Source organism: Desulfosporosinus cupriresistens, from assembly GCF_001707885.1.
GTDB lineage: Bacteria > Bacillota > Desulfitobacteriia > Desulfitobacteriales > Desulfitobacteriaceae > Desulfosporosinus.
The window spans coordinates 74422-86572 of the sequence record NZ_MASS01000005.1; the positions used below are offsets into that span (position 1 = coordinate 74422).

12 protein-coding genes are annotated in these 12151 nt (G+C 43.6%); 1 reads left to right on the plus strand and 11 read right to left on the minus strand.

Going from position 1 to position 12151, the window contains the following annotated elements; all coding sequences use genetic code 11:
• Positions 1–304: 304 nt before the first annotated feature.
• On the plus strand, positions 305–907 hold the full coding sequence (locus tag DSBG_RS03325) for a GerMN domain-containing protein (protein WP_068962803.1): 603 nt from the start codon (positions 305–307) through the stop codon (positions 905–907).
• A gap of 190 nt (positions 908–1097) precedes the next feature.
• On the opposite strand, the gene DSBG_RS03330 is transcribed toward DSBG_RS03325, so the two are convergent.
• From DSBG_RS03330 to DSBG_RS03380, 11 genes are all read right to left on the minus strand, one after another.
• Positions 1098–2138 carry a deoxyguanosinetriphosphate triphosphohydrolase gene (locus DSBG_RS03330; RefSeq protein WP_242877393.1) on the minus strand — a complete coding sequence of 347 codons (1041 nt, stop codon included), beginning with the start codon at positions 2136–2138 and terminating at the stop codon, positions 1098–1100.
• Between the two features lie 131 nt (positions 2139–2269).
• On the minus strand, positions 2270–2692 hold the full coding sequence (gene hepT, locus DSBG_RS03335; protein WP_068962804.1) for a type VII toxin-antitoxin system HepT family RNase toxin: 423 nt from the start codon (positions 2690–2692) through the stop codon (positions 2270–2272).
• Positions 2693–3097 carry a type VII toxin-antitoxin system MntA family adenylyltransferase antitoxin gene (gene mntA / locus DSBG_RS03340; protein ID WP_068962805.1) on the minus strand — a complete coding sequence of 135 codons (405 nt, stop codon included), beginning with the start codon at positions 3095–3097 and terminating at the stop codon, positions 2693–2695. It abuts the gene before it with no gap.
• Between the two features lie 91 nt (positions 3098–3188).
• Complete coding sequence (locus tag DSBG_RS03345) at positions 3189–4139, minus strand: transposase (RefSeq protein ID WP_176716155.1); 951 nt, start codon at positions 4137–4139, stop codon at positions 3189–3191.
• A gap of 18 nt (positions 4140–4157) precedes the next feature.
• The gene (locus tag DSBG_RS03350; protein ID WP_068962807.1) at positions 4158–5225 is read right to left on the minus strand and encodes a DUF4825 domain-containing protein; all 1068 of its coding nucleotides are present in this window, start codon (positions 5223–5225) and stop codon (positions 4158–4160) included.
• 86 nt (positions 5226–5311) lie between these two features.
• Complete coding sequence (locus DSBG_RS03355; protein WP_068962808.1) at positions 5312–6196, minus strand: M56 family metallopeptidase; 885 nt, start codon at positions 6194–6196, stop codon at positions 5312–5314.
• Positions 6197–6565 (minus strand): BlaI/MecI/CopY family transcriptional regulator, encoded by a 369-nt coding sequence (locus tag DSBG_RS03360; protein WP_068962809.1) that lies wholly within the window; start codon positions 6563–6565, stop codon positions 6197–6199.
• 293 nt (positions 6566–6858) lie between these two features.
• A complete protein-coding gene (locus DSBG_RS03365) occupies positions 6859–8115 on the minus strand; it encodes a multidrug effflux MFS transporter (protein WP_348980958.1) in 1257 nt (418 codons plus the stop codon).
• Positions 8087–9952, minus strand: coding sequence for an ASKHA domain-containing protein (locus DSBG_RS03370; RefSeq protein WP_068962810.1), 1866 nt, complete (start codon positions 9950–9952; stop codon positions 8087–8089). Before DSBG_RS03370 ends, DSBG_RS03365 begins: the two co-directional genes overlap by 29 nt.
• Positions 9953–10343: 391 nt before the next feature.
• The gene (locus DSBG_RS03375) at positions 10344–10892 is read right to left on the minus strand and encodes a DUF2284 domain-containing protein (protein ID WP_068962811.1); all 549 of its coding nucleotides are present in this window, start codon (positions 10890–10892) and stop codon (positions 10344–10346) included.
• 248 nt (positions 10893–11140) lie between these two features.
• A complete protein-coding gene (locus DSBG_RS03380; protein WP_068962812.1) occupies positions 11141–12118 on the minus strand; it encodes a uroporphyrinogen decarboxylase family protein in 978 nt (325 codons plus the stop codon).
• Positions 12119–12151 lie beyond the last annotated feature (33 nt).

Consider the following 12151-nt stretch of genomic DNA (forward strand, 5'->3'; position numbering starts at 1 on the left):
TGATCAGTTTTTAGAAAGAGTTAAAATACTGTTTCGGAATATAAATTATTCTCCTTATTCGATAACAATACCTGCTTTCTTCGACAATTATTTTACTAAGAATTTGCCCGACTCCTTCCCGAAGAGAGAAGAATACCCTGCCAAACCCTTTCCCGCACTCCAAAAGCATGTTACTATATAAGGGAATAAACTATGTCCTAAAAAATGAACTGGCTTCCAATCCAATAATGAGGTATCTTGTGCTCCACACGTATACATTCTAACTGATGCAAATAAAGAACTTTATGAGAAAGGAGAATACTTTATGTCTAGACGTACATTTAAAACGCTCTCCATAGCAATCGTTTCCCTATTACTTATCGGGACTTTTCTGATCAGTTATAACTTTTCTAAAACACAAGCTCCCAAACCATCAGATAACACTCCTACTCCAAGCTCCGGAATAACCCCAACGCCTCCCCAAGAGAACAATTCCTCAGAGACAACTCCGCACTCTGTAACGTTAACCCTTTATTTTCCCAATTCAGATGCTAGTGGATTGATCTCCACAGCTCGAACGGTTGAATTGGCTGATGAGGACGTTATTAAAGCAATGTTCACAGAGCTGGCCAATCCTCCTTCCGGATTGCAAAAACCACTTCCTAAGGGGACGACCCTGCTAAACGCGTCTGTCAAAGATAACGTCGCAACAATTGATCTATCCTCAGAATTTAAAAAGAACTTTGGCGGAGGATCCGCTGGCGAAGAAATGACTATTTATAGCATTGTAAATACCTTAACGACCCTTCCAAACGTTCACAGCGTGCAATTTCTCTTAGACGGGAAAAAACTTGATGGAATTCTCGGGAACCTTGACACTAGTGTCCCACTTCAGCGAAATGATGGCTTAATTACCAAAACAAACTAGGTCAACAAAGAACGTCTATACGAGTCATGGCGCACCTAACGCCAGACTCTTTTGTGTCGTCTCTTTAGTTTACTTCTGTTATTCGCAACTTATACTTTCTAAGGGTCATTGGCAGAAGAAAAGTGGTGGAGAGCCTAGCTCTCAACCACTTTTCTTCTGCTGTTATCTACAACTATCTATTGTTAGCAAACTAGCGCGGAACAAACAATCTCTGAAACAGATCAATCGCATAATTATCTGTCAGCCCAGATATATAATCAGCAACCGCCTGGGTTTCGTCACCGTTAGCCCAAATTAAAAAATCTTGGGGCAGTTTGAACGTATTCTGTCGATAATATTCATAAAGCGCTTGAACAATGTATTGCCCTTTACGCCGCTCTTCGCGCAAGGTTGGGCTATTATATACTCTGGCAAACATAAATTGCCTAAATTCGTGCATCGCACCACCGACCTCGCTCGTCTGTGCAATATGGTTTTGTCCCTGAGACGCCTCAATCATATCTATAACCATCGTGGTAATCATATCGCTTGGTTTAACCCCCAGTGTCCGCTTAACAATCTCCGGCAGGTCACTTGGGAGAAGTAAACCGGCCCGTAAAGCATCATCGTAATCATGACAAAGATAAGCAATGCGGTCTCCAGTTTTCACAATCTGCCCTTCAAGAGTCTTGGGTATACCATCTCCGGTATGATGTAAAATTCCGTCCAGAACGGGTTCGGTGAGGTTTAACCCCTGTCCATCACGAGCTAGTACTTTCAAAATACGAATCGACTGCTCATTATGCTCAAAGTACTTAATAATTCGCCGCAAAGCCTCCTCCCCGACATGCCCAAAGGGAGTGTGCCCCACATCATGCCCTAAAGCAATTGCTTCGATGAGGTCTTCATTCAATTGCAACCCCCGAGCGATTGTTCGGCATATTTGGGATACTTCTAAACTATGCGTCATACGAGTTCGATAATGATCCCCCGAAGGAGCGATGTAAACCTGAGTTTTATGTTTTAGGCGCCTAAACGGCTTGCTATGTAATATCCGATCTCGATCTCGTTGAAATTTAGTACGAATCGGACACTCTTCTTCCAAGCGTTCCCGCCTGGCATCCTTGCTTTTAGCAGCATAAGGCGAAAGACGCTCTTCTTCCTTTTCGGACCGCTCACGGATATTTAATGCAAATGGTACAAGTAGGGACGGTTCTTGTTTGGATACTCTATGCTTAATTGTCTCACTCATTGACACAATTCCTCCCTATGGGCGCAAGTCGGGGACGGTTCTTGCACTTGCACAGACTGCTCACGGATATTCTAAACCTCACTCCTATTAAAGCCCTCTTATTGTCGTCAGGTATCTACCCTTTCGCGAGATCAGTGATTTTGAGCATATTTAGCCAAGTTTCGTGCGCACCGTTCGATATCTCCTAACTCTTCCCGAATAATCTGCCACAATACTTTGGGTTCAATATCCCAATAAACATGGACGAGCCGGTTACGAAATTGCACCATTTGTTTTAGGGTCAGCGCATCCTCCGTTAATAAAATGCAATTTTCTGCGAGTACCTTAAAAATATCCGCATAATCTTTCGGGGCTCGCAAACTTTGATCAGAAATAATATGGTTTCCAATATTAATTAAGCATTCGATGACTAACTGTAAGCAACGTTCAGCACTATGAAAATTTCTTTTGGTCGCAGAAAACTCGTCTTCGGGAAGAGTTTGAATTTCTTGTAAGAATTCTAAATACTCTTTGATTAGCTCTAATTGCCGTTCGACCTTTGTGCGATTAACCACTTATAATCCCCTTTCTGCAACGCGCCGAAAGAATGCCTCCTGATGCTCTCTTAAACAAGGTTCAAAATCCCAATAACGAGACCGTGTTTTTGTTTCTAAATCTACCCTTAAGCTCTCATTGCGACTAATAAGCAAGACGCCTTCCTGTACGACAGCATAACGCAGGGGGAGGGGGGCCTGATCCCAATCCACTAAATCGATGTCATCCGTTTCCAGACTATCAGCAATAGTTGAACGAATATTTAATTGTTCCTTCCAGGTCATGTCTTTATTATATTTAACGGCAAAATCCCAATCACTCAGAGGGGTCCCTTTTCCCACAGCGCGTGATCCGAACCAGTAAGCCAACTCAATCTCAGGAAAGGTTGCAAGCGCTACTTTGCATTTTTCCATTAACTTATCCATCAATTCGCACCTCATTTCCGCAAGTCGGGGACGGTTCTTGCACTGGTGCAAGTCGGGGACGGTTCTTGCACTTGCATACTTGACTTGCCATTTACTTAACCACAATCCGACTTACTTGAGACTCGCTTATTCCTCCGAATAACTCACCAAGATCTTTTAGATTAAGGGAGTAATTCTTTCGAGCAGTTCGAATCATCTCATTTCTCAGGGATTTATTCTCCAATAATTTTTCTATAGTCATTTTTTCTTCATCTAACATTTGTTCAATCCGCACTTTGGCCAAAGAAAATTCGTGCTTACGATCACGCTTCTCTTGCCCAAAATCCTCATATTCCTCATTAATATCTAGTATGTGACCCTCGAACTCTCCATAATTAGCAACAAATTTCTCATATTCAGATACGGACTTCATTTTTGAGCCCATGAAGAAACCTAATATCTTACTTGTATCTAATAGACCAAAATCATCGCTGGCTTTTCCAGAGTATATATTATAACTACTCCACTTGAAACCGCCCGGTTTTGTTTCAATCTTGGCCTTCACCGGATTATTGTGGATATAGCGACTAACCTCTAACAAATAACGATCGTCTTTGACTACCTCGCTCCTAAACCTATCCTGAAAAAGATGCCCACACCTCTCATAAATGCGGTTAAAGTATGAAACATAACTCACATTGATGCTTTTCATTAGTTTAGAAATGTCATTGCCATTATCGTTAATAAGGAGATGGACATGATTGTTCATTAGACAGTATGCATAGATTAAAAAACTGTGCTTCTCCTTAGCCTTCGATACAATCTCTAAAAACTTAAGCTTGTCTTCATCGCTCCGGAATATGTTCTTTTTCTCATTACCCCGCTGTACCACATGATATGTAGAAAATTCGCCTTTGATCCTTTGTACTCTTGGCATATATCTCCCCTTCTCAATAACCCAATTTAGGATAATTATACCATTAGCAATAGCTTGATGCAAGTCAAGAACCGTCCCCAATACTTGCACAATACTTGCACTTAAACTGGAGGGAATATTTTTCAAAACAATTATAGGGTCTCTCTACTGTAAACCGTTTAATGTCCTGATGACATTCTGCTCGGAGGCGGCTGTTTTTAAATCAGCATAAGCAATCAGTTTCTCCCCGTCAAAAGCAAACAGGTAAAATGTTCTGTCGTTTGTTTTAAAATTGTTGATTTGATAGGTTGAAAACGTGATCTTTTTGCCTTTATATTGTGCTAATAGCTCCTTTTGATTCGTTAGTTCTTTGATGGGAGGATTGGCGGCAAAGGCGTCCGTTATCGTGACCGAAAATCCCGTACCGCTGTTTACAGTGATTTCACGATCGTCCCCGATCACGGAATAGATTTGCTTTTCTCTCGCTGAACTTTGCTTTTGTCCTTCGCCGTAAAAATCCTCCATATTTTTTATGGTGGAAACCTTGTTCAGATAATTTGTAAAGGAATCCAGGCTGACCGCAGCCCCTTTCACTGTGACGGAAGTAAAATAATCCATTCCGTAAACTTCGCTTAAGCTTTCCCGGTTGGGATTATACCCGACAAATTCACCGTATTGATCATAAAGCCTGAATGAAATCTCGCTGGCGTTGGGAATTAAGCTAAACATCACGGCCGCATTTTTATTCCAGCCGGTTAAAATATCTTCGGGAAAACGATAATTGGCCCTGCTGTCGACCTGATAATTGACCGTAATTCCATAAGGCTCGCTATCCGTTTTGAGCTCGATGGATTTCAGCGGCAAATCTATATAGTTAAGCGCGTGGATAATTGCGGCTACCGTTGAGTTATCACCGGTATTAGTTCCTTGATATTGATATAATTTTTTGGCATAGCCGTCCGGCTGGTCCAGGGCGCTTGCGCTTTGCTGTCCCTTGTTGGTGCTTTCCTGTTGATTGTTGGTGTTTTCCTGCCCATTACCGGCGCTTACCTGTCCCTTGCTGCAAGCAACCATTGTGCCGCTAACACCTGCCAGGGCTAGGACAAGTACCAGCGCCCAAACACCTCTCTTTTTGTTGTTCCTGTCCAAAATATTGGCAAATCTTTTCTTGGCACTCTTGCCGCTCTCTGAAAAGCCCGTTGAAAGCGCCGGCGGCTTCAGGAAATTATTCATTTTTATAACCATCCTTTCTTGAAGTTCCAATTACCTGTCTTGATTTTCAAACATCAGACCGGAAGTTCTTTTAGAATTCAATTTGTTTAAATATGGAGTGTGGTTGTCCGGCTGTTTTGCATCGATTTCAGGATGGTCAACGAATATTCTTTCCTGAAATTGAGGTCGCTGTTTCTGACCACGATATCATCGCAGGAATACTCCAAATCCCGGTTGGCCGCCTTGATCATAAAATAGACGAAGGGATTAAACCAGTGTACAGAATTAGCTGTCAGCAAAAGCAGTTTATACCAGATATCGCCCCGTTTGTAGTGGATAACCTCATGCTGTAAGACGACAGACAATTCCTCCCAGGTATAATCCACGTCAGGCAATAAAATCGCCGCCTGGAAAAAGCCTGTCAGCATGGGGCTTGCTATTTTAGAACATCTAAAAAGCTGTGGCCTGCTTTTTATTTTCATAGAATTGAGAACACTGTCCAGCACCGTACGATCAGTCTCTCTGCAATACGGCTTGGTTTTTCTCCGGAATTTTATATAGCTGATGATATGGAACAAGAAAAAAGACATGGCGCCCAAGGCCCAAACGACAAGCAATAATTCCTGCAGGTTGATCACGGGGATATAACCGGCAGAAGCTGATTCATTAACCGCTGCAGATGAAGCTGAAGGTGAAGATGCAGAAACAGGAGCAAAGGGGTTATCGCCTTTTTCCAGGTGACTGTCACCCATAATCAGGCCCGGCATTCCATCTTGCTTAAGAATAATAGTTTGGTCGGACGGTGAGGGTAGATGAACAGGCGCCTGAGGCAATTCAAACCTCCAAGGAAATACTAGACGGAGCGCTAACACCAGCCACACTATATAACACCATTTGGCACTGTACCTTTTATGTAAAAACGGCGAAATTATGAGCAGCAAAACAATGACGGCCGACATGGTGAGGGAAACCAGAAAAATATTATTCAGCATTTATTCCGCCTCCTCTATATACTTTTTCAGCTCCTTCAAATCTTCCTTAGAAACGCTTTCTCCGTCATAAAGGGCCGCAACCAAGCTGGTCAGGGAGTTGTGGTGCATTTTCCGCAAAAATGTCTTGCTTTCCTTTTGCAAATAATCATCTTTTTTTACCAAGGCCTCATAAATATTTAACCGGCCTTCCTTGTGGCACGTTAAAAAGCCGCGGTCGCAAAGCCGGCTTAAAAAATTAAGCACAGTCGTTTTCTGCCAAGTCTTATCCAGGTGATCCATGATATAATCGGATGTTAATTTTTTATCCGCATCCCAAATGATCATCATGATTTCCAGCTCACTGTCGGGGATTTTTTGCATGCCTATCATTTCCAACGCTCCTTATTTTACAATTGTCGAACTCATTATTATTATTTTACAAATGTAAAACGTATTTGTCAAACGTTTTGGGAATATTTGGGGCATAGCAGGCCATTTCGCCTATTTTCAGCAGTTCGGATGCCGGACGGGGTTCCGGTTGTTTACCATCATGCCAAGACAATGGAGGCCGGATGCATCGCGTCTCAAAGAATGCAAACAATAAATAAAATCGAGGGTATTGTCTCTTAAAATCATAAAAGACAATACCCTCACTATTTTCGTAAATTTTTTAGACGGTGTTTCTATATTGTCGCCTTGTCGTCTTTCACTTGGATAACATGCGTACCTTTGGAAACCCACTGCCAGAGGAATAAACTTAAAAGTCCGAAAATCAAGTTTAAGGCTCCCAGGACCCATATCCGATTAGCCCAGTTAAAGGAAATAAGCATCATGCCCACGCTTCCCATAATAGTAATAGAGCTATTCATCAGAGAAGAGGCTGATCCCGTATCTGTCTTTTGCTGATCAAGCATTAGATTGGCACTGGGTGGACCGATGACACTTCCCGCCAAGGTGGACGGAAGCAACGATACTGCAAACCACCAGGGGCTTAGATTTCCCAAAGTGCAGACAAATAACCCACTTAGGGAAAGTACCAGGAAACAGACACTTATCATTGTCCTGCTTTTAAATCGGCTGGAAAGCCTCATATAAAGCATAGGGCCTAAGACCATAAACACAGCGTTCCCGGCAAAGAAATAGCTATAGACTTTGGCACTTAAGCCAAATTGATCGATATAAATATAGGATGATGATGAGATGAAAGCCATTAAAGGTATTGATCGCAGCGAAAAAGTAACTAGCAATGAAGTAAATCCGGGATTCTTCAGCACTACCCCGAGCCTAGAAAGGGACTGGAGAATGTTTCCTGTACTGCGATGCTCTATGGTTTCTTCCATGGCAAGGGCACTGGCCAGCGCTAAAATTCCTGCGCCGGACAAAGTCCAAAAAATTCCCCGCCAGGATGTTACCCCTAAGACAAAGGCACCGATAACCGGCGCTATAATTGGGGCAATCATCATCATGGAAAACACAAGCGCCAAAACAGCTTCCCGCTTGCGGCCATCATAAACATCCTTAACAACCGCTGAAGCAACAGAGGTAACGGCCCCACTAGCGACAGCCTGCAAAATCCGAAAGCCGATAAGCTGGTAAACATTTGTAGACAAAGCACATAAGACACTGGCCGTTGTATAGAGAATCAAGCCAATGATTAAAATGGGCCTGCGGCCATACTTATCACTGAGAGGGCCCCATAACAAGGTAGCTGCAGCATAAAAAATAAAGAAGAGCGTCAAAGTAAGGTTAATTAGGCCGACAGAAACGTGGAAGTTATCTGCCATGTGTGGTAGAGCAGGGAGGTATAAATCAGTGGACAGCGGGATAAAAGCACTGAGAAAGCCTATCAAAGCAAGGAGTCCTTTCTCGCCCAGATATTTCTGTCCACTGTGCTTAGCTCTATCAAGTTTGCTAGTTTCCATCATCACAATCCCCTTCACATTCCTCCTCCAGGCGTTCGAGGTACATACTTTCCATGAAATAATCAGAAAAAGTAGCACTGCCCCCCAGCTCGATATGGCGTATCTTCCGGTATAAGTTTTCCGCGAAGGCTAACTGATGCTGATCAAGAAGGGCCCGAATAGCACCCATATGGGCTGCATTTCCAACAGCCTTTATTCTTTCCGGCGGAATATTAGGAACAAGGCCGATATTTAAGATATTTTCAGCTTTAAGATACGTGGCAAAGGTACCGGATAAAATCACTGAATCCAGGTCTGATACCGCTAATCCTGCCATTTCTACCAGCGTTTTAATCCCTGCGCACACAGCCCCTTTAGCATATTGAAAGGCTGCAATATCCTTCTGAGTGAGGGTAATATCCCGCCCTGAGTCCGAGCCATAGGCCAGGACAAACTCATTGCCTTTTTCAGTCCCCCGAATTCGACGTTGCAGCTCTGGAGCAAGGGTTGAAATTCCTTCCGGGTCGCCAATCCTTCCTTGAACATTGATTACCCCGGTCCGTCTCATCTCGTCAATTCCTTCAATCAAGCCGGAACCGCAAATTCCTATTGGGGTCTGGCCGCCGATGACCTGATAACTTACCCCTTGTTCAGAAAGCCTAATGCTTTCGATAGCACCCTTTCTTGCCCTCATGCCACTCGTAATGCCTGCTCCCTCAAAAGCTGGACCGGCTGCAGTTGAACAAGCCAGCATGGTATTGTTTGTTTTCAAGAACAACTCACAATTGGTGCCGAGATCAATTAAAAGATGGTTCCCAGGTTCTAATACTTCCGGTGCTCCGATAACAGCTCCTAATGTATCTCCCCCCACAAAGCTTCCGATATTAGGAAACAGGAATACCTTAGCTTGAGGATTTAGGTCCAACCCCAACTCATCAGCTGAAACCTCTAACGGACGATTGCAGACAGAAACAAAGGGAGCAACTGCCAGATGGGCTACATCTAACCCGATGAAAAGATGATGCATTGTTGTATTGCCGACGATGGTCATTTTAACAATTTCCTTAAGGCTTACGTTTGTTGCCTGTTTGAGTTCATTAAGCAAGCGATTAATGATTCTCCGCATAGCATCTTGCAATAAGGCAGCGTTGTACCTGCTTTCATTGGCAAAAGATATACGGGAAATGACATCCGCCCCATAAGCAGCTTGTTCGTTTTCGGTTGATACCACCTTCAAAATAGTTCCTTGTAAAAGATCAACTAAGGCAACTGCTACACTGGTTGTTCCAATATCGACGGCAGCCCCCAACAAGCTCGACCTGGTATCCCCTGCTTCAATATCCAGAATCTCCTGATCTGTAACCGTAGCGCTCAGTGAATAGTTGTTGGCACGGATAACTTCAGTGGCCTTACCGATAACCTTTAAATTGGAACCAACGATGACTTTACCTGTAACCTTGATCAGCTCATCGACCGTACGATCCCAGTCTCCTCGTTCGTCCGCTAAAGTCGGCTTGCTGAGAGTAAGGAAGACCTTCTCCACCCCAGGGTCTAAGGTGGTAACCTTCATGCCCAAGAGTGCCGCCTCTTTCCGATCCAAATTATCCACAACATCAAGTTCAATGGTCATTCCTTGTTCCGGCGCTACCGCACAGGCGAGACGAATTCCAGCCGAAAGTTCAGTTTCATTCAGATGTTTTCGATCACGTTCAGTGGGCGAGGGAACCGTTCCCATGATTCGGACCCTGCATTTGCCACAAGTTCCCTTACCATTACAAACATTCTGAACAGAAAGACCCTGGCGGACTAAGGCGTCCATTAACGTTTCATCCCTGCGGGCAGTAATCACTTGGTTTGGGAGTACTTTTATCTCCATGACGCCCTCCTGATAATCTAATCGATCAGATTATACTCTAAAGCTATTCTCTTCTTCATTTTAACCATAATATTACATCACTGCTCTACTCTAAAAACCATCTCCAAAAATAATCTCCAAAAAAATTCTAAAGAATCCGTTAACCCGAAAGGCAGGCAGCTTCGCCCACAAGAGTGAACTCATCACATGAAGAGGCGGTAAAGCTCACAAAGGTTGCGTGGGAAGCGGAGCCAGCGGTTCACATCAGGTATTACCCGGAGGTTTGGCGGAGCTCCTCGCAAGCGAGTGGGCGAGCCTCGGAATGTTGAGTGACACACGAAGACACTGTCTTCGCACGAATTAACTTTCTTGCAGGATGTGGGCGAAGCTACCCGACCCGAAGGATCTATTTTCATAGCAAGATCAATCCCACATAGGAAACCGTATTTTGACCATTAGAATAGGGTATCCCGCAGCCTTTCAGCAAGGCGGTTACGTCAATTCCATAGGCTTCAACCGATGATATGGCTTTGTCGGGAAAAGAGCACTCTTTTCCTGTGAGATAGGCACATTTTGCACAATGCATGCAAGGACCCGCGCTTAAGGGCAGAATCTGACTAAAGATATTTCTCTTCTCTACGTGCTCAAGAAGTTTCCTGAATATTTTTTCGTGATTAGCCTGTCCCTCGAGCATACCTTCCCAATCATAGGAATCTTCCAGCTGGTGAACCGTCTGAAGCAAAAGGCCCTGTTTAAAGCCCGAAACTCGCTTAATCAAATCACTAATTGGCCCAACCGCAGGAGGACACATCCAGTTTTTATTGTATGAACCACAGGAATTTTGTTCACATAGTTTTCTGAAGTCTTCATTAAACGGAATTTTAGTCACTTCAACCATCGCGGCATGAGTCGCGTTTAATTCAAGGGCCTCTTTTACTAAATCGTTTTGTACCTTTTCCATATGATTGCCCCTTTAAGGTAGAATGTAAATCTATCCATTTTTCAAAAGAGAGAGCCACTGAAAGCTCTCTCGACCATTTGACCCAACGTTATTTGGCAACTCGTTTGCCCTGACTTTAACTATAGTTCCGAATAATCTCATTCATTATAACTATTCATGTATTCAGAAGTCAGAAAGCCAGAGAACTCCTGACTCCTGAGCAGTAACCTTCAAGTAGTGTTTGAAATGATGAAGTTGTACAAGCATCATTAAAACATTTCTTTACTCATTTTGTCGATCTCTTCACTGACTTTATCGTAAACGCCTGGAAACGCACTCCAAGCCCCTCCCATGGTTAAACAAGGGATGAAATATAACTTCCCGCAATTTTTACAAGCTCTCTCCACTTCTCGGGCAGCTATTTCAGGTGTCCAGGCCGGAAAATCAACAACACCGCTGTCAATATCACCCATGAAACTAATTTTACCACCATATTGTTTAATAAGCTCTGGCGTGTTGTTCGTTGTCATGACACCCTGCCAGATATCGATTCCCATTTCAAGCATATAGGGCACCAGATTAGCCGCATAGGAATCACTATGGTGGACGATGAGCTCAACTCCATTCGCTTTATAGAAACCGTAGATTTTCTTGTAAGCCGGCAAGAAGAACTCTTCGAACATACTGGGAGAAATAAACGAGTTTGTTTGGCCTCCCCAGTCATCGTGGTGGAAAAGACAATCCGGGTGGATTTTATCAATCAATACTTTAGCAAAGGCTAACTCCCGCTCAGTAAGACAATCAATAAACTCATGCATAGCCTCTGGCTCTTCATACAGAGCCATTAAGGCATCTTCCATGCTCATCAGATGATGGGTCATCTCAAAGACGCCGGGGGCAATAAAGGGTGTGACAAATTCTTCATTACGATCCACAGCGTTTGCATGAGCTATTGCCGCAGCCCATGCTTCATCCGATGTGTCAATCGCAGGAACTTTTACGTACTTTTTCCACTCTGTAATATCCTTCAAGACCTTGTGTTCCTCATCATGCACGGGGAACATGCCGATTTGGCCTTCCGGCCACTTCCAGGTAATGCCCCACTGATCTTTCCATGTCTGCCCGTATTTCATCTCTAATCCCGTAGGAACTTCCATGATCATATTCATAAACTCATACTGCTTAACAAATCGGTCGGGATTTCCACCTCTAATGGTTTCCAACAAGTTCTGTCTTTTGGTTAACATAAACCCTCGCCCTCCTTATATTATCAACGTCTT

Coding starts and splice junctions, on each gene's coding strand:
- DSBG_RS03325 (WP_068962803.1), top strand. CDS start 305: ATGTCTAGACGTACATTTAAAACGCTCTCCATAGCAATCGTTTCCCTA.
- DSBG_RS03360 (WP_068962809.1), bottom strand. CDS start 6,565: ATGATAGGCATGCAAAAAATCCCCGACAGTGAGCTGGAAATCATGATG.
- DSBG_RS03350 (WP_068962807.1), bottom strand. CDS start 5,225: ATGAATAATTTCCTGAAGCCGCCGGCGCTTTCAACGGGCTTTTCAGAG.
- DSBG_RS03355 (WP_068962808.1), bottom strand. CDS start 6,196: ATGCTGAATAATATTTTTCTGGTTTCCCTCACCATGTCGGCCGTCATT.
- DSBG_RS03330 (WP_242877393.1), bottom strand. CDS start 2,138: ATGAGTGAGACAATTAAGCATAGAGTATCCAAACAAGAACCGTCCCTA.
- mntA (WP_068962805.1), bottom strand. CDS start 3,097: ATGGATAAGTTAATGGAAAAATGCAAAGTAGCGCTTGCAACCTTTCCT.
- DSBG_RS03375 (WP_068962811.1), bottom strand. CDS start 10,892: ATGGAAAAGGTACAAAACGATTTAGTAAAAGAGGCCCTTGAATTAAAC.
- DSBG_RS03370 (WP_068962810.1), bottom strand. CDS start 9,952: ATGGAGATAAAAGTACTCCCAAACCAAGTGATTACTGCCCGCAGGGAT.
- DSBG_RS03380 (WP_068962812.1), bottom strand. CDS start 12,118: ATGTTAACCAAAAGACAGAACTTGTTGGAAACCATTAGAGGTGGAAAT.